This window comes from Thalassobaculum sp. (assembly GCF_040219215.1).
Taxonomy (GTDB): Bacteria; Pseudomonadota; Alphaproteobacteria; order Thalassobaculales; family Thalassobaculaceae; genus Thalassobaculum_A.
This window is the reverse complement of the sequence record NZ_JAVJSX010000032.1, coordinates 268605-285734: the sequence shown is the minus strand read 5'-3', so window position 1 is coordinate 285734 and position 17130 is coordinate 268605. Positions and strand designations below refer to the sequence as shown.

Below are 17130 nucleotides of genomic sequence, written 5' to 3'. Positions count from 1 at the left end.
GTCTTCTCGTGAGCAGATCCGGCGATCCTGGCGACAGACTGCGAGCACGCATCCAGGGCTTGCGGGCCAAGACCACCGACAACGGGTGTACGGAGGCCGAAGCCCTGCTGGCGGCCGCCAAGGTGGCCGAACTGCTCGACCACCATGACCTGTCGCTGAGCGACATCGACATACGCCATGCGCCATGCGAGCGACGTGTGTTCGAGACTCACCGTAAGAAGCGCATTCCGCTCGATCATTGCATCGGCGCCATTGCGGATTTCTGCGATTGCCGGGTTTGGCGCGAAAAGAGCCAGGCCGGCACCGCCCGGTTCGTATTCTTCGGCCTCGGCTCGGACGTCGAGGTTGCGCTGTACCTCGCCGAACTGGTCGACGCAGCAGTTCGGTTCGAGCTCGGGCGCTACAAGACCACCGCCGAGTATCGGCAATACCGTCACAAGGACCGGCATCTGGCCAACGCGTCGTTCGCGCTGGGGATGGTGGCGTCGATCGCCGACAAGTTGGTCGCGATCAAGGCTGAACGCGACGCAGCAGGCCGCGGCGCTGGACGCGATCTTGTGGTTCTCAAAGGCGCCGTGGTCGACGCTGAGCTTGAGAAACTCGACCTGAACCTGCGCAGCGTCGAAGGCCGCCGACGGATGGTGTCGCCGACGGCCTATGACGCGGGTGGAACGGCCGGCGCGACGCTCTCGATAGGCCTGCCGACCAAATAGCGCTCCGGGTCGGCGGCCGACCGCTACAATGCTTCCTCGCCCTCTTCGCCGGTGCGGATGCGCATGGCCCGCCCGGCCTCGAGCACGAAGATCTTGCCGTCACCGATCTTCTCGGTGCGCGCCGCAGCCGCGATGGCCTCGACCGACTTGGCGACAAGATCGTCGGCAACCACGATCTCAACCTTCACCTTCGGCACGAAGAACACCTGATACTCGGCGCCGCGGTAGATCTCTGTCTGCCCCTTCTGACGGCCGAACCCTTTGACCTCGGTCACGGTCATGCCGTGGATTCCGAGTTCGGCCAGGACATCGCGTACGCTGTCGAGACGGTGCGGCTTGATGATCGCCACGATCAGTTTCATGTCCGCCTCCTCACGTCAGGTCGTAGCCGCGTTCGCCATGGGCGACGATGTCCAGCCCCTCGATCTCTTCCTCCTCGCTGACCCGCAGGCCGGAGAAGACCCGCACCACCGAAAGAATGACCCAGGTCGCCAATCCCGACCAAGCCGCCGTAGCCCCGACGGCCAAGGCCTGCACACCGAACTGGTGGGAAATGCTCACACCATCAGTCAGCCCGAATCCACCGAAAGCCGGAACCGCCAGCGCCGCAACCAGCAGAGAACCCAGAATGCCGCCACCGCCGTGGACCGCGAACACGTCCAGCGAGTCATCAACACGGAACCGGAACTTGATCACCATCGACAGCCAGTGACACCCGGCACCCGCCAGAAGCCCGATAATCAGAGCCCCGAGCGGCCCCACGAAACCGGCCGCCGGGGTGATCGATGCAAGGCCGGCCACCAGGCCGGTGACGATTCCGATCAGGCTTGGCTTGCCATAGCGCACCCACTCGATGCCGCCCCACACCATCGCCGCCGTCGCCGCGGAGATATGCGTCACCAGCATGGCCATGCCCGCCGACCCGTTGGCGGCCAGCGCGCTGCCGGCGTTAAAGCCGAACCAGCCGACCCACAGCATGCAGGCGCCTGTCGCCACCATTCCCGGGCTGTGCGGCGGTCGCAGATCCATCGGAAAGCCGCGGCGGCGGCCCAGCATCAGCGCGAACACCACCGCCGACACGCCTGCTGTCGTGTGCACGACGATGCCGCCGGCGAAGTCCATGACCCCGAGTTCGGCCAGCCAGCCGCCGCCCCACACCCAGTGGCAGACCGGCGCATAGACCAGCACCAGCCAAGCCAGGCTGAACAGCACCACCGCGCTGAACCGTACCCGCTCCGGGTACGCGCCGACGATCAGCGCCGGCGTGATGATGGCGAAGGTCATCTGGAACATGAAGAACACGGTCTCTGGGATGGTGCCCCAAAGCGTGTCGGTGCCGACGCCCGAAAGCATCGTCTTCGAGAGCCCGCCGATCCAAGCCTGCATCCCGCCACCGTCGGCGAACGACAGGCTGTACCCGACGAACAACCAGGCGACAGACACTAGGCAGGCCACCGCGAAGCAATGGGTGATCACCGACAGCACGTTCCGCGCACGGACGAGACCGGCATAGAACAGCGCCAAGCCGGGCAGCGTCATGAACAGAACCAAGGCTGTCGAGGTCAGGATCCAGGCGGTGTCGCCGCCGCTGAGTTCGTCCGCGGCCATGGCTGAACCCATCGCACCCCAATACGTCGCCGTGCACGCCAGAACCGCGCTGGCGCGCATACCGAATTTTCTCATAGAATCGTCGCCCCTCCGCCCTGCGCACCATCCGGTCCGCTCTTGTCTAAGCCAACCGTGGCACCTCCCAGTACCGGCAGCAGAGTAACCCAATCAACGGCAGGCCAGAAGTGACGCAGCCGGCTTGCAGCGGCAGCCCCTCTGTCCAGCAAGAAACGTCTTGGATTTGTCGCCTTCGTGCTCACCTTTTGCATGTCGGACCGGAAGACGTCCGGTATCCACCCGTGCTACGGATCTTCGCCATGACAGCTTTACCTGCCGGCCTCGCCACCATCCCATTCGACAACAGTTACGCTCGACTGCCGGAGCGATTCTTCGCCCGGCTTCCGCCGACCCCGGTCACCGAACCGGGTCTGGTCCGGGTCAACCGCGAGCTGGCCGAAGCGCTCGGCCTCGACGCCGATGCCCTGGCCTCGCCGACCGGAATCGAGATCCTCGCCGGCAACCGCGTTCCCGACGGTGCCGATCCTCTGGCGATGGCCTATGCCGGCCATCAGTTCGGCGGCTGGGTGCCGCAGCTTGGCGACGGACGGGCAATCCTGCTCGGCGAAGTGATCGGCCGGGACGGTATCCGCCGAGACCTCCAGTTGAAGGGTGCCGGCCGCACCCCATTCTCCCGCGGTGGCGACGGCCGTGCCGCCCTCGGTCCAGTGCTGCGCGAGTACATTGTCAGCGAGGCGATGCACCGCCTGGGCATCCCGACGACCCGTGCGCTGGCGGCGGTCACCACCGGCCAGCCGGTGTATCGTGAAACCATGCTGCCGGGCGCGGTGCTGACCCGGGTGGCGCGCAGCCACATTCGCGTCGGAACCTTCCAGTACTTCGCCGCACGGCGCGACAGCGAGGGAACCCGCAGCCTCGCCGATCACGTGATCGCCCGCCACTACCCCGAAGCCGCCGACGCCGAACGGCCATACCTCGCGTTGCTGGACGCCGTAATCGGCGCCCAGGCCCGGCTGGTCGCCCAATGGCTGGGGATCGGCTTCATCCACGGCGTGATGAACACCGACAACACGTCGATTGCCGGCGAGACCATCGACTACGGCCCTTGTGCGTTCATGGACCGCTACCATCCGCAAACGGTGTACAGCTCGATCGACCACGCCGGTCGATACGCCTTCGCCAACCAGCCGGCGATCGTGCAGTGGAACCTGGCGCAGCTGGCGCAGTGTCTGCTGCCGATCATCGACGAGAACGAGGACCGTGCGCTGGCCGCCGCGCAGCATGCGATCGACGGCTTCCCGGCGGTGTTCGAGGCCGCGCTCACCGTCGTGTTGGAGGGCAAACTTGGCCTCGCCGAGCCCCGGGACGGCGATCTCGCCCTGGCACAGGATCTGATGAGCCGGATGGCCGAGAACGGCGCCGATTTCACGCTGACGTTCCGCGGCCTCGCCGACCTGCTCGACCCGCCTGCAGAAAACCCACAGTGCGACAGCCCTGGACCGCGCGCGCAGTTCCAGGACCCGACCGCATTCGACACCTGGGCAGAGGCATGGCAGGCCCGTCTGGCAGAGGATGCGAAGCCCGCCAAGGAACGGGCTGCCGCATTGCGAGCCGCCAACCCGGCGGTGATCCCGCGCAATCACCTGGTCGAGGAGGCTATTCGGGCCGCCGAAGACAACGGCGACCTCGCCCCGTTCGAGGCACTCCTCTTGGCGCTCACCAATCCCTATGAGGACCTTCCGGAGCACGCGCGCTACCAGCAACCACCGCGTCCGGATCAGGTCGTTCGGCAGACCTTCTGCGGAACCTGATCGCGGTCTGCCACTGTTGGCTTTACTCGGGTTGGCTCGCGCCGTTCTGACGCTCGAGAAGGAACGCGCGACGCCCATCGGCATAGTAGGCCTGCGCGAGTCCCGGGGCGACCTCGACCAGATAGAAGCTGTTGGTGGTGCCGTCCCGGAACTCGGCATACCGGGTCCAATAGAGCCCGTCCGTGAACCCGTACAACCCAGGCTCGACGGCAATCGCGCCCGTGCGCGCCATCTGGCAGGTGCCGTCCAGCAGATAGCTGACCGTGGCGACCATCCGTTCGGTTTCGGGATCGATCGCCCGAACGGTTGCCCCTCGAATGAATGACTGCACCTCGTCTGCGGTCATCATGTCTTTGTCTCCCGGTGGCCGGATTCGAGCTGTCGTCCGCCCGTCGATCGCGGCAGCTCTAGAAGGTGTCGGGGCGGGACCTCGCGAGCACGATCCGGTGTCCCGCCCCTGATTCCAGGTGACTAGCGGATCACCACACCCTGCGCGGCACCGATGGTCTCGTTCCACTTGGTGGCACAGGCCTCGCCGCACCGGTCCTTGTAGGCCGGCAGGACGGCGGCAGTGACGGCTTCATCGCGGATCGCGGCATCTCCGGCAGCGACCGGCACCAGGGTCATGGCAGCCGGCTGGCCGTATGCGCAGGCGCCGCCGGTGTTGCAGGACAGGCCATCCTTGGTCTCGGTCGCGGCCAGGGCGAACATCTTGGATTCAAGACCCATCAATTGAGTCTCGAGCAGGGCCTGAACCTTCGGATCGAGGCTGTTCCACCAAGCCAGATTGGCGATATGCGCAATCAGACCGTGATTGATCGGCATCGGGGAGATGAACTTCGCCGACTCATGCCACTTGGCAAGGTAGCCGGACAGCGCGCCGGTAATGGCGCAGTCGACAACACCACTGGCGAGCGCAGTCTGGACCTCACCGAACGCCAGCCCGATGGGCGATCCACCCAAATGACTGATGAATACCTGCTGGGAGGCGCCCGAGGCGCGGACCTTGCGGCCCTTCAGGTCGGCGATCGAGGTGAACTGGTCACGGCAATAGATCACCTGCGCCTGATAGGTGCCGTAGCCGAGCAGCTTGATGCCATGCTCTTTGGCCAGGAACTCGGCGTGGTAAGCCCGGAAGGCTTTCGCGACGTCATGCAGTTCCTCGACGGAGTCAACGACGCCCACGAGATCGGTTGCTTCGTTGGTCGGCACGGAGCCGGACGTATAGGCCAGAACCTGGTGGGCCATCGGAACCGTGCCCTTGGCAACCAGGTTGAACAACTCGCCCCCCTTGAAGCCGAGCTCGGTGAACGGTTTGACATTGGCCTTGATCGCCCCACCCGAAGCGGCTGGAACCGTCTCGGTCCAGAACGGAGCCTCCATGGTCTTGTACATCGACAGGATGCCGATCGAGCCAACCACATTGAACTCGGTCTTCGGCAGGTCCTGGGCCGACGCCACGGGCGAAAAGGCCAGTACCGCAGCGAGTGACGAGATGAGCGTTAGTCTGTTCGTCATGTCGGACGTCTCCTGTTGGTTGTCGGAACTTCCGGCGGCTCAGACGGGGCCGGACTTCGGGTTAAGGATGGTTGGCAGCCAGAGCGCCAGCTGCGGAAAGCTGATGAGCAGGATGATGGTCAGCAGCATGGCCACCAGGAAGGGCGCCGATCCTTTGAACAGATCCGCGATCGATCCGGCTTTGCGTACCGCCTGAACCACGTACAGGTTCAGCCCAACCGGCGGAGTGATCAGCGCTGCCTCGATCAGGATCACGAACACGATCCCCCACCAGACCGGCGAGTAGCCGAGCTCGACAATCACCGGAACGATGATCGGGGTGGTGGCGATCATCATTGAGATCGTCTCCATGAAGCAGCCCAGGACCAGATAGAAAACCACGATGGCCGCCAGCATCGCGAGCGGCGGCCAGCCGAGCGACAGCAGGGCACCGGTGATCGCTTCGACCAGCCCGATCGACACCATCACGAAGTTCAGGAAGAACGCCGCGATGACGATCAGCATGATCATGCAGGTCGTGCGCACGGTGCCCTCGAAGGCCGACAGCAACACCGCGACCGTCAACGCCCGGTTCAGTCCGACCAGTCCGACGGTCGCCACCAGCCCGAGGGCCGCCGCTTCGGTCGGGGTCGCGATGCCGAGATAGATCGACCCGACCACCAGAAAGAACAGGCACAGGGGCGGGACCAGGTGCTTCAGCCCGGCGATCCGTGCCGGCCAAAGCGAGCCCTGGAAGTCGGTGGCGGGCGCCAGCTTCGGATTCCACAGCACCGCCACGACGACCACGGCGGAAAACAGAACCGCCAGCAGAATGCCCGGCAGGAATCCGGCGGCGTACAGATCGGCGACGGAAGTCTCCGACAGGACCGCGTAGATGATCATGTTGACCGACGGCGGGATCAGGATACCGAGGGTCCCGCCGGCAGCGATCGACCCCAGGAACAGCGGCCGGCTATAGCCCCCCCTGTCCATGTTCGGAATGGCCACCGTCCCGATGGTGGCCGCGGTTGCCAGGGACGAGCCGGAGGTCGCGGCGAAGACCGCGCTGGCGGCAATATTTGTATGGATCAGTTGCCCCGGCACCCGGGTGAACCAGGGCGTGAGAGCTGAGAACAACCGCTCGCTAACGCCCGAACGGTGCATCAGCTCCCCCATCATGATGAACATCGGCGCGGCGATCAGCACGAAGTCGTTGGAGTGGCTCCAGGCGAGTTCGCCCGAGGCCGCGGTCATCGGAATGAAGGCGTAGTTCTCGGAAAGGACATAGCCGGTGAGCGCCAGGACCGCGGCGACCGGCAATCCGATCGCCAAGGAGGTCAGAAGCATCAGGAGCGTGACCTGGATCATCGGGGTTTTTCCGCCCGCCCGTCGGCGCCGATCAACTCAAGCTCCTCGGCCAGGTCGGTCGAACCGATCAGCCGGTCCGCCCCGGCCCGGTCCCGCCCGAGCAATCTCAGGACAGCGAGAACCGGCGTCAAAACGGCAACGCAGGCAAACCAGAAAAGGCCAACCCACCAGACGCTCTGCGGGATGACCAACGGAACCTGCAGGATCGACATAGACCGCGCGTTCATGGCCTCGGACTGCTGGAGCACGCCCCAGGCAAAATAGGCGATGGCCGCCGCGACCACCGCAAGCGCCGCAGCCGCCACCAGGTCAAAGACGACCCTGATCCCGGGCGGCAGGCGCATGGTCAGGAAGTCCACCCGGACATTGGCCTTGGTGGATACCGTGTAGCCCATGCCGAGACCGATGCAGGCCGCGAGCGCGTAGCCGGAGATCTCGAAGCTTTCCAGAAGCGTCCGGTTCAGGAAGAACCGGGACACCACGTCGATGGTGATCGGAACCGCGCAACCGAACAGGATCGCGCCACCGGCAACCCAGGCCAGAACTTTGGAAACCCGCCGCGTCAGTGCCTCAAGCCCGAACCGAGATTCGCCCTGCAACATCTCACGGCATCCGAAACGGGACTGTACGGCAAACGGCCGCAATCGCGCCGGCGTTTCTCGATCCCAAGGCCAACAAGTCCAGATGGTCCATCGCCTGCGCCTCCCATGGACGATTGTTGAAGCCCTGCACGATCAAGACAAATCTTATTTTTGGATCAAAATCGATCGAAATTCCTGATCGAAATCAGTTGCGGCCCATTGCGCAACCTCGACCGCCCGTTCCGCCACGAAGTTCGGTGGATCCCGAAACAGCGCAGCCGAGAACTGCCAGTTGCTTGGCCTCCATCCGGGATCAAACGAAACCACACGGCCGTCCTCGACATCGCGCCTGGCAAGCGCCTTGGGCAGGGCGGCAATGCCAAGTCCCGACGCGACCATGCCCAAACAGGCCGACAGCGAGGTCGATGAGAAGAACGACACCCCGGTGCCGTAGCGGTCGAACAGGTTCGACTTCAGCTCATGGAACGAGTTGGTGCTGCGCGCGAAGGTGATGATCGGTCTGGACAGGAATAGATCCTTCGGATCATCGGGGATCGGAACACCAGGACCGGCGTACCACCCCAATTCGACATCGGGCAGCGGCAGGTTGGCGACCGCAGGCTCGGACACCAAGCCCACCAGAATAGCCAGGTCCAGGCTCTGCGCGATCAACGAGCGGCTGAGGTTGACGGACATGTCGACACTGATCTCGATCTCGATCTTCGGGAACTCATGCCGCATGCGGGCAACGAACGTCGGGAGCCACGTGAGCGCTATGGTCTCCGCGATACCGAGGCGAAGGCTGACCTCCACCTCCGACGGTTCCGACACGTCCCGTCGAATCCGGTCGAGCAGTCGCATCTGCTCCTCGGCGTATCGCAGCAGTATTGCGCCGCGACGCGTGAGAGACATCCCGCCGCCCCGCCGTTCGAACAACCGGGTCGCCAGCGCGTTCTCCAGCGCTTGAATGCGCGCAGTCACGGCGGGCTGCGACAGCCGCATCGTTTCGGCGGCCCGACGCACGCCCCGCTCGCGCGCTACCGCTATGAACGCGTTGAGCTGATCGATCGTGAACTGCATTGCCCCACCTATCAGGTACTATCCGGTGGGCCGGGATCATACGTGAGAAACCGTGAGGACCTGATCGCCGGTTCGTGGCAGCCAACCGGCCGTTGCACGAGGCTGACTTTCGAGCGCAGTGTGTGATGGCCCAGTCAATCGGACGGGAGGAGCACGTCATGCCCGAGTCGAGCCTGCCGGAGCCGGCCACCGGGTTCGCGCCGCTTCAGCGTGTCCTGCATTGGGTGGTTGCCGGGCTGGTTCTTGCGACGCTGGCCGGCGGCCTGGTGATCGGCCGGCTCGGATTTGACCGGGTCACCGCTCTGCTCGGCGGGTCGGGGCGCGACGTTCTCTACGAGTACCACAAGACCTTCGGTCTGATCGTGCTGGGGCTGATGCTGATACGCCTGTTCGTTCGGATCGATCGGGGTCGCCCGGCTTACAACCCACCGATCAAGCCTTGGCAACAGGCGGTCAGCCAGACCGTGCACTACCTGTTCTACGTACTGCTGCTCGCGATGCCAGTGTTGGGCTGGCTGGCCACCGACATGTCGGACTATCCCGTGGAGTTCTTTGCGTGGGACGTTCCGCAGGTGGTGCCCAAAAGCGAGGCCATCGGAGCCCTGCTTTACGATTGGCACCGATACGTCGGGTGGACGATCGCGTTGCTGATCGTCCTGCACGTCGGGGCCGGTCTGATGCACTGGCTCATTCTGCGCGACGGGGTGATGGGTCGGATCGCTCTGCCGGTGCGCAGGAAATCGCGGCGCTGAAGGCGAACCGCTCAAGATCGTTGGCGGGTAGACCTCTATGCAACGATCCGACAGCAGGCAAAGCTATCCACGTTTCCAACTGCCGACAGTGAATGTTTGCTCGTAGTCGAAATCCAGAACCGGCTTCGACGGGCTTCGCCCCTGCGGATCCATCGAACGTGACCCCTCGTCAAGTTCCGGAGCGCGCTCGATGTTGATCGATGATCTCCTGAAAAAATCGGAAACCTCATAATCGCATTTTCCGTTTTTCGTATGACCCACGACTTCCAGCGTCTCAGGGTCGACGAAAGTAACGTCTGAAATCCTCTTAATGCATTCCATTACAATGTCATTTGGGGTGCCGTCCGACCGCAGGAGCACATCCTCCGGTTTTCGGGCGTCGACGTTGATTCTTTGATAGACGACCATTTTCCGCAAACATTCCAGATCGAGGATTGTGATCTTGTCGTTCCACCCGAAGGCGACCGACCGCGGTGTTTCGCCATATGGAATGCTGTTGTCGAGAAACTCGAAATGCACTTTCTGCCGGTCTTTCTTCACCCAGGTGAAGAACAGTTGAGGCATTCCCGTATAGGCTTCGATGTTGTGGTACAGCAGATCGTCGACGGCCTTGTACCTCCCCGTCTCGATCCCCCGTGTCCAGGCGCGCTCCACCGTTTCAGCCGGCGGCGTGATCACGAAGAACATGAACACCGTGTCGCCGAACCTGCTCAGCAATCGACTGTCCGCCGGCTGGATCGCTCCTGACTGAAAGCTGTCGAACCGGAAACGGTCGATCAGAAGGTGCGGAAGTTCCAAGCGAGCAGCCTTGCGTTCGATGTAGCCATCGAGTTTCTTGTCGATAATCTCCAGTTCCTGGCCAGTCATCATTGCCGCGTATTTCTGATCATCTCCGAGGCTTTGGTAATCAAGGAGGAGTTTCCGCCAGTAATCCGGACTCACCAGGGCGAAATGCTCCCAGGGTACGCCGATACGCTGCGCGAGCTTTCGCTGCAGCGGGCGGATCGTGCTCTTTCCCGCGGCGGATGCGCCTTTGACATTCAGGATCACCGGTGCGCCCTGAAACGGCAGATACTTGTAGCCCTCTGCGGCGGCAGCATCGTGGATGACGGGGTCGAGCATGTCGCCGACCCTCTCGCTTCCATAGGAATTGCAGATCCAGTTCGCGGCCAGCCGGACCAGGGTGTCCCTGTCGGCCACGAGGCGTCCGCGTTGCCCCATGATTCCCGAAACGATCTTGCACAGCCCCTGTAGACAGGCCTTCTCGATCTGCGAGTCGGCCCGGGAGATCGCGTGTTCCCACCGTGACAGTGCGGTCAGTTCGGGAAGGGTCGTTTCGGTCTCGGCCCGGTCTTTCTTGCCAAAAATCCGCGCAAGAACGCTTGGTTTGGCATCACGCTCGGCTGGCGGCCTTGCAAAAACATTCCGGTCGAGCAGGGTGCGAAGCCGGTTGTCGACGTCATCGCGCAGTTCGTCGAAGGCGCGTTCGAACTCCGCCATTCTGGGCTCAACGTGGACTTGGAGTATGCGGGTGGTCATGCCGCGCAAGCGCAGCCCCAGGTCTGCGTAGTTCGGCCCATCCGGCACGTGAAGGTCGGCGGTGACCCGGATCAGAAGTTCATGCACGATCAACCGGCGGACGCTGAACGCGATCATCTCGTGCGGCTTCAGCCCGCAGATCTCCGCCAGTTCCCAGGCTTCCCTGTAGCCGATTTTCGAGTTTTCCGGCCTGTACAGCGTCACCAGCGGCAAAAGGCGGGTTGGAATCGCCGAGGCTATGCCCGGGTTCCAGGCGTCAAACTGAGCGTCGGCTCCGATCATTCCGGCTGAGTCCCGATGGACGCGAACACCAGTGGTCGTTCACGGCAACAATGGTACAGGGATGAACACCGATTGTCCCGAACCACCCCGAGATCCAGTCCCGCCGACGCGGCAGCGCCCGTGCCGAACAGGCGGCGCACCGAGGGGATCCTAGCCGCGATACCTGCTTCGTATCAGTTTGAACAGCGGTAGAAGGATGAGCACAATCGCGATGACCGTGATCGGTCCTGCGATCGGCCGGGTGAAGAAGATGGTCATATCGCCCGACGACAGAAGCAGTGATTGCCGCAATGTTGGTTCTGCAATGGGCCCTAGTACGATGGCCAGAACCGCAGGGGCAACCGGGTATTCGAACTTGCGCAGGAAGAACCCGCCCAGGCCGAACAGCAGCATCAGCCAAACATCGTGCATGTCCGTCGTCGCCGCATAACCGCCGACGATCGACAACACGAAGATCATCGCCGCCAGGATGGCGAACGGCATCCGCAGCATCCATATGAACAGCGGAATGAAGGACAGGTTAATCACCAGGGCGAAGAAGTTGGACAGGTAGAACGATCCAATCAATCCCCAGACGAACTCGGGCTCATCTCCAAAAAGCCGCGGCCCGGGCGTGAGGCCCCAGATCACCATGCCGCCGAGCAGGATGGCGGTGGTCGGTGAACCCGGAATGCCGAGTGTGAGCATCGGCAGCATCGAGCCGGTCGAAGCCGAATTGTTGGCGGCCTCCGGCGCGGCAACACCGTCGACGTTGCCGGTACCGTAGGATTTGGGATTGCGTGAGGTGAGTTTGGCGACACCGTATGCCATCAGCGACCCCGGCGTCGCGCCGGCCGCAGGCAGGATTCCGACAAAGAACCCGAGGAAGGAGCCGATGGACATGCCCTTCCAGCCCTTGGTCAGGCATTCCCGGGTGTCCGCGAGCACGCCTTTGACCGTCATCCTGGCTTCAGTGGAGGTCACTTTTCCGCGCGTCGTATCGATCGTCCACAGCATCTCGCCGATACCGTAGATGCCGATCGCCAGCACCAGGAAGTTGATGCCGTGCAGGAACCCCGAAATGTCAAAGAACACGAGGCGCGGCTCGCCGGAGATTTCGTCGAACCCAACGGCCGCGAGAACCAACCCTAAGCAGATCGACAGGACGGTTTTCGGAATGTCGTCCCCACCCAGCCCGACGAAAGTCGCAAAGGCCAGCAGCATGAGGGCGAAGATTTCCGGCGGACCGAAGCTCAGGGCAACCGACGCCAATGGCGGCGCAAACATCGTGAACAAGACGATCGATACGGTACCGCCAGCGAAGGACGCAATGGCGGCCGTCACGAGCGCAAGGCTGGCGCGCCCCTTGAGCGCCAGTGGTCGCCCGTCGAAAGTCGTCGCTACCGCCGTTGAGGCGCCTGGTATGCCGAGGGTGATCGAACTGATGGCGCCCCCGTACATGGCGCCATAGTAGATCGCGGCAAGAAAGATGATCGCCGACGCGGGTGGCACCAGGAAGGTAATGGGCAACAGGATCGCTACACCATTCACCGAGCCCAACCCCGGCATCATGCCGATGAACAAGCCGAGTGTAACGCCGACGACGATCAGCAGCAGGTTGATCGGCTGTGACGCCTGTGCAAGGCCGTCCAGAAGATGTCCCAGAATTTCCACGCGATCTCCTCCGCCACGTTCAGCCGTACGTGCTGCCTGTCAGATCAGTAGATGATGGTGTTGAGCATGTTGAAAAACGGCTCGGTGAACCGCATGCCCTTGGGCAACGTTACGCGCATCAGTGCTTCGAAGAAGAAAAAGAACACGACAGGCGTGAGGATCGAAATCGAGAGCGACAAGTAGAGCCCATGCCGTCCAAGGAACCAAAGATAGTAGAACAGGAAGACCATCATTGCGCCGTACATCGAGATGATGCTCACGAGCGCGACGAAGACCACGATCCCGCCGAAGACCTGCACCAACATCTTCCGGCCCTCGGCATCGAGAACCGGCTCGGTGGAACGGGAAGGCGGAGATGTCCGCCTTCCCGCATTGTATGCGATCAGGGCCGTGCAGATCAGCATGATCGCCGAGAGCCAGAACGGCCAAGCCCCGCCTCCCGGTCCTTCGCCCCTGATATAGCCGATTTCCAGCTCGGAACTTTTCCACATCAGGTAGATGGATAGAGCGGCCAGAATAGCTGCCGTAACAAATTCACCGAGGCGCAATTCGGCCTCCCTCCGTAGCCGAGAACCGGGTCGCCGAACTCACTGGTCCGAGGCGGCGAGCAGTTCCTTGTGGTTCTCGACCTGAGTGGTCCAGTAGACCTTCTGCTTGTCCGGGGCCATCCAGAGCGGCGAGAGGCTTTCCGACTTCATGTAGCCCTGCCACTCGTCGGTCTCGTAGATCGTCTTGAAGAGCTGCTGGTAGTAAGCTGCCGCATCAGCCGACATGCCCGGGGCACCGACGACCGCCCGCTGGTTGTAGTAGCTGAACGTCTGCCCCTTCTCCTTGACGGTCGGGACGTCGGGGAACGCCGGCATGCGTTCGTCCGAGAAGGCCAGCAGCGGGACTACGTCACCAGACGCATAGAAGCCCTTGGTTTCCGAAGGATTGTTGACCGTGGCCATGATCTGCTTGCCGGCAAGATCCTTGGCGACGGCCCCACCGCCCTTGTACGGGATGTACTTGACCTTGATGTCGAAGGCTTTCTCCATGAAGGCAATCACGATGGAGTCTTCCTGGCCCTTGCCGGTGCCGCCCATGATGTAGTTGGGCTCGGCCTTCACGGTCTTGAGCCAATCTTCGAACGTCTTGATCCCGCTGTCCTTGTGAACCCAGAGAACGAATGGATCGACGCCCATCATCGCAATCGGCGTGAAGGTCGCAATGTCGATACCCAGCTTCGGCTGACGCAGCGGCGTCGTGAAGAATGAGTTCAGCGTGACGAGGATCGTATGATCCGGATCAGAGCTGTCCTTGAGGGCAATGAGCGCCTCGGCACCCGATCCACCACCCTTGTTATTGGGCACGAGAGGGCGGGTCGTCAGGTTCTTCTTCTCGGCCACTGACTGCAGGAAGCGGGCGATCTGATCGGCCCCGCCGCCAGCGCCGGCCATGATCACGAAGTCGATGGGTTTGTTCGGTTCCCACGCCTGCGCCGGAGCCGCCAAGCTCATCATGCCCAGCGCAGCGACACCGGCCAAACCGGACAATATTTTTGAGGTAAACGCCATTTCATTCCTCCCTATAGGAATATATTATTATTTCGGTTCGTTCACATCTTGCTGCCGTTCTTAGCGCGGCCTTGATAGGCAAGTGCATAGATACTTGTTTTTGCTGCCTCCAGTCAGTGATTGAGAAGAACCGGCATGGTTGCTGTATCAACAACCGCCTGGGAATTGCCGCCGAAAACAGTTTCACGCTCATGGCTGTCGCCGTAGGCGCCCATGATCATCATGTCAGCCCCGAGACTGGCGCTGACCCGCAACAATTCCCGGCCGGCTTTTTCGCTCGCGGAGAACATCTCCACCGTGGTCTTGATGTCGTGCAGTTTGAGGTACGAAACCAGGTCATCGACCGATGTACCCGGCCCGGCGTCGGTACCGTTCGACAGCACCCAGATCGTATCGGCGCCACGCAGGATGGACTTGCACCGCGACAGCGCTTGAGCGGCCTCCGCACTGCCGTTCCAGGCGATGGTAACCTTCGCACTCAGTGTCTCCGGCGGCGTCGCCCGGGGCGGACACATGAGGACCGGACGTCCGGAATGAAACAAGGCAGCCTTGAGGGTGTTTGCACCCAGGTTCCTGTCCCGGTCAGGTTTGGCCACCGCGATCACGTCGGCCAGTCGCCCCCGCCGCTTGATGACGTCGACCTGCCGACCGGCCTCCTCGACGAACTCGACGGTCGCAACCTTGCCAATCCTGTCGCCTGAATCGTCAAGATTCAGCTTGAGTGCGAGCGCTCTGAGTTCGTCTCGGAGGCCCGCCTCCTCCTGATCGGCCAGCTTGTACGACTGTTCGACAAGCTGTTTGCGCAGGAAATCCGGGATGTAGATGCCATAGGGCATCAGATCCTGGGGACGCGGCCGGCAGTGCACGACGACGACGTGGGACGTATGGCGATGCGCAATCGCGGCCGCGTGGGCGAGTACGTTGTCGCCCTTGCCGTCTCCCCTCACCGGGACGAGAATTTTGCGTATCACGCCAGAATCCCCTCAGAACAGGCCGTCGATCAGACCTTCCTTGTTGATGCGAATGGTTTCCGCAGCCGGCGTCCTGGGCAGTCCAGGCATGGTCATGATCTCGCCGCAGATAACCACGACAAACCCGGCCCCTGCCGACAGACGGACCTCGCGCACAGGCAGGTTGTGACCGGTCGGCGCACCGCGCCAGTTCGGGTCGGTAGTGAACGAGTACTGGGTCTTGGCCATGCACACCGGCAGGTTGCCGTAGCCCTGTTCTTCCCACTCCTTCAACTGGCCGCGAATCTTCGCGTCGGCGACGACCTCGTCGGCTCGATAGATTTCCTTGGCGATCGTCTCGATCTTCTGGAACAGCGGCATGTCGTCGGGATAGAGCGGGCGGTAATCGGCCGTGCCGCCTTCGCACAGCGCCACGACTTTCCGCGCCGTTTCCTCGATGCCCTTGCCGCCGTTCGCCCAGTGCGTGTTCAGGATCGCTTCAACCCCGCGCTCCGAACAGTAGTCCTTGATCGCCTGTACCTCGGCGTCGGTATCGGTGACGAAGTGGTTGATGCCGACGACCATCGGCACGCCGAACTTCGTCAGGTTCTCGATATGGCGGCCGAGGTTCGCGCAGCCCTTCTTCACCGCCTCGACGTTCTCCTTACCCAGATCGTCTTTCTTGACGCCACCGTTCATCTTCATCGCGCGCACGGTCGCGACCAGAACCACCGCCGACGGCCGCAGAGACGCCTTGCGGCACTTGATGTCGAAAAACTTCTCGGCGCCAAGGTCTGCCCCAAAACCGGCTTCGGTCACCACGTAGTCGGCAAGCTTGAGCGCCGTTGTCGTCGCCACGACCGAGTTGCAGCCATGGGCGATATTGGCGAACGGGCCGCCATGCACGAAAGCCGGATTGTTCTCCAGTGTCTGGACCAGGTTCGGCTGCATGGCATCCTTGAGCAGGACCGCCATCGCGCCGTCAGCCTTGATGTCCCGAGCGTAGACGGGAGTCCTGTCACGGCGGTAGGCGACAATGATGTCGCCCAATCGCCGCTCAAGATCGGCAAGGTCGGACGCCAGACACAGGATCGCCATCACCTCGGATGCGACGGTGATGTCGAAACCCGATTCACGCGGAAATCCGTTGGCGACACCGCCGAGATTGCAGACGACCTGCCTGAGCGCCCGGTCGTTCATGTCCATCACCCGGCGCAGCGCGACGCGGCGGGCATCGATGTCGAGCGCGTTGCCCCAGTAGACGTGGTTGTCGAGCATCGCTGCGAGAAGGTTGTGTGCCGACGTGATCGCGTGGAAGTCGCCGGTGAAGTGGAGGTTCATGTCGTCCATCGGCACGACCTGGGAATACCCGCCGCCGGCGGCGCCACCCTTCATCCCGAAATTCGGGCCGAGCGACGCCTCGCGGATGCAGATCATCGCCTTCTTGCCGATGGCGTTCAGGCCGTCACCCAGACCGACGGTCGTCGTCGTCTTGCCTTCGCCTGCCGGCGTCGGGTTGATCGCCGTGACCAGGATCAAGTGACCATTTTTCTTCGTCGAACAGGACTTGATGAACTCCGCCGAGATCTTCGCCTTGTCATGGCCGTAGGGCACAAGATGTTCGGCCGGGATGCCGAGACTGGCGCCGATCTCCTGGATCGGCTTCTTGTTGGCGGCACGGGCGATTTCGATGTCTGACATGGCCGGTCACTCTTTCCGCGG

16 protein-coding genes are annotated in these 17130 nt (G+C 62.6%); 3 read left to right on the top strand and 13 right to left on the bottom strand.

What is annotated here, in order from left to right; translation table 11 throughout:
- The coding region (locus tag RIC54_RS22030) for a DUF7168 domain-containing protein (RefSeq protein ID WP_350151412.1) at positions 1-713 on the top strand (713 nt) is incomplete at its 5' end.
- A gap of 23 nt (positions 714-736) precedes the next feature.
- On the opposite strand, the gene RIC54_RS22025 is transcribed toward RIC54_RS22030, so the two are convergent.
- Positions 737-1075: a P-II family nitrogen regulator gene (locus RIC54_RS22025; protein ID WP_350088476.1), complete on the bottom strand. Its 339-nt coding sequence runs from the start codon at positions 1073-1075 to the stop codon at positions 737-739.
- A gap of 10 nt (positions 1076-1085) precedes the next feature.
- A complete protein-coding gene (locus RIC54_RS22020) occupies positions 1086-2396 on the bottom strand; it encodes an ammonium transporter (RefSeq protein ID WP_350088479.1) in 1311 nt (436 codons plus the stop codon).
- A gap of 242 nt (positions 2397-2638) precedes the next feature.
- Here RIC54_RS22020 and RIC54_RS22015 point away from each other — a divergent pair, with 242 nt between their 5' ends.
- Positions 2639-4150, top strand: coding sequence for a protein adenylyltransferase SelO (locus tag RIC54_RS22015; protein WP_350088482.1), 1512 nt, complete (start codon positions 2639-2641; stop codon positions 4148-4150).
- 22 nt (positions 4151-4172) lie between these two features.
- Here the strand turns inward: RIC54_RS22015 and RIC54_RS22010 are convergent, their stop codons facing one another.
- The 5 genes from RIC54_RS22010 to RIC54_RS21990 form a co-directional block, all read right to left on the bottom strand.
- Complete coding sequence (locus RIC54_RS22010) at positions 4173-4499, bottom strand: hypothetical protein (RefSeq protein WP_350088485.1); 327 nt, start codon at positions 4497-4499, stop codon at positions 4173-4175.
- A gap of 122 nt (positions 4500-4621) precedes the next feature.
- Positions 4622-5668 (bottom strand): TRAP transporter substrate-binding protein, encoded by a 1047-nt coding sequence (locus tag RIC54_RS22005; RefSeq protein ID WP_350088488.1) that lies wholly within the window; start codon positions 5666-5668, stop codon positions 4622-4624.
- Positions 5669-5707: 39 nt separating this feature from the next.
- Positions 5708-7015 carry a TRAP transporter large permease gene (locus RIC54_RS22000; protein ID WP_350088491.1) on the bottom strand — a complete coding sequence of 436 codons (1308 nt, stop codon included), beginning with the start codon at positions 7013-7015 and terminating at the stop codon, positions 5708-5710.
- Complete coding sequence (locus RIC54_RS21995) at positions 7012-7617, bottom strand: TRAP transporter small permease subunit (protein ID WP_350088494.1); 606 nt, start codon at positions 7615-7617, stop codon at positions 7012-7014. Before RIC54_RS21995 ends, RIC54_RS22000 begins: the two co-directional genes overlap by 4 nt.
- 144 nt (positions 7618-7761) lie before the next feature.
- Positions 7762-8676, bottom strand: a complete 915-nt coding sequence (locus RIC54_RS21990) for a LysR family transcriptional regulator (protein ID WP_350088497.1) — start codon at positions 8674-8676, stop codon at positions 7762-7764.
- A 158-nt stretch (positions 8677-8834) separates the two neighbouring features.
- Between RIC54_RS21990 and RIC54_RS21985 the strand changes: the two genes are divergently transcribed.
- The gene (locus tag RIC54_RS21985) at positions 8835-9428 is read left to right on the top strand and encodes a cytochrome b (RefSeq protein ID WP_350088500.1); all 594 of its coding nucleotides are present in this window, start codon (positions 8835-8837) and stop codon (positions 9426-9428) included.
- Between the two features lie 63 nt (positions 9429-9491).
- Here RIC54_RS21985 and RIC54_RS21980 read toward each other — a convergent pair whose 3' ends face one another.
- From RIC54_RS21980 to RIC54_RS21955, 6 genes are all read right to left on the bottom strand, one after another.
- The gene (locus RIC54_RS21980) at positions 9492-11249 is read right to left on the bottom strand and encodes a hypothetical protein (RefSeq protein WP_350088503.1); all 1758 of its coding nucleotides are present in this window, start codon (positions 11247-11249) and stop codon (positions 9492-9494) included.
- A 150-nt stretch (positions 11250-11399) separates the two neighbouring features.
- Positions 11400-12902 carry a tripartite tricarboxylate transporter permease gene (locus tag RIC54_RS21975; RefSeq protein ID WP_350088506.1) on the bottom strand — a complete coding sequence of 501 codons (1503 nt, stop codon included), beginning with the start codon at positions 12900-12902 and terminating at the stop codon, positions 11400-11402.
- 44 nt (positions 12903-12946) lie between these two features.
- Complete coding sequence (locus RIC54_RS21970; RefSeq protein ID WP_350088509.1) at positions 12947-13450, bottom strand: tripartite tricarboxylate transporter TctB family protein; 504 nt, start codon at positions 13448-13450, stop codon at positions 12947-12949.
- A 39-nt stretch (positions 13451-13489) separates the two neighbouring features.
- Positions 13490-14458, bottom strand: coding sequence for a Bug family tripartite tricarboxylate transporter substrate binding protein (locus tag RIC54_RS21965; protein ID WP_350088512.1), 969 nt, complete (start codon positions 14456-14458; stop codon positions 13490-13492).
- Positions 14459-14571: 113 nt separating this feature from the next.
- Positions 14572-15429, bottom strand: a complete 858-nt coding sequence (locus tag RIC54_RS21960) for a universal stress protein (protein WP_350088514.1) — start codon at positions 15427-15429, stop codon at positions 14572-14574.
- Between the two features lie 12 nt (positions 15430-15441).
- Positions 15442-17109, bottom strand: a complete 1668-nt coding sequence (locus tag RIC54_RS21955; RefSeq protein ID WP_350088517.1) for a formate--tetrahydrofolate ligase — start codon at positions 17107-17109, stop codon at positions 15442-15444.
- Positions 17110-17130: the final 21 nt, after the last annotated feature.

Excerpts from the sequence above, each read along its gene's own strand:
- RIC54_RS22025 (WP_350088476.1), bottom strand. The coding sequence starts at position 1,075 with ATGAAACTGATCGTGGCGATCATCAAGCCGCACCGTCTCGACAGCGTA.
- RIC54_RS22020 (WP_350088479.1), bottom strand. The coding sequence starts at position 2,396 with ATGAGAAAATTCGGTATGCGCGCCAGCGCGGTTCTGGCGTGCACGGCG.
- RIC54_RS22015 (WP_350088482.1), top strand. The coding sequence starts at position 2,639 with ATGACAGCTTTACCTGCCGGCCTCGCCACCATCCCATTCGACAACAGT.
- RIC54_RS22010 (WP_350088485.1), bottom strand. The coding sequence starts at position 4,499 with ATGATGACCGCAGACGAGGTGCAGTCATTCATTCGAGGGGCAACCGTT.
- RIC54_RS22005 (WP_350088488.1), bottom strand. The coding sequence starts at position 5,668 with ATGACGAACAGACTAACGCTCATCTCGTCACTCGCTGCGGTACTGGCC.
- RIC54_RS22000 (WP_350088491.1), bottom strand. The coding sequence starts at position 7,015 with ATGATCCAGGTCACGCTCCTGATGCTTCTGACCTCCTTGGCGATCGGA.
- RIC54_RS21995 (WP_350088494.1), bottom strand. The coding sequence starts at position 7,617 with ATGTTGCAGGGCGAATCTCGGTTCGGGCTTGAGGCACTGACGCGGCGG.
- RIC54_RS21990 (WP_350088497.1), bottom strand. The coding sequence starts at position 8,676 with ATGCAGTTCACGATCGATCAGCTCAACGCGTTCATAGCGGTAGCGCGC.
- RIC54_RS21985 (WP_350088500.1), top strand. The coding sequence starts at position 8,835 with ATGCCCGAGTCGAGCCTGCCGGAGCCGGCCACCGGGTTCGCGCCGCTT.
- RIC54_RS21980 (WP_350088503.1), bottom strand. The coding sequence starts at position 11,249 with ATGATCGGAGCCGACGCTCAGTTTGACGCCTGGAACCCGGGCATAGCC.
- RIC54_RS21965 (WP_350088512.1), bottom strand. The coding sequence starts at position 14,458 with ATGGCGTTTACCTCAAAAATATTGTCCGGTTTGGCCGGTGTCGCTGCG.
- RIC54_RS21955 (WP_350088517.1), bottom strand. The coding sequence starts at position 17,109 with ATGTCAGACATCGAAATCGCCCGTGCCGCCAACAAGAAGCCGATCCAG.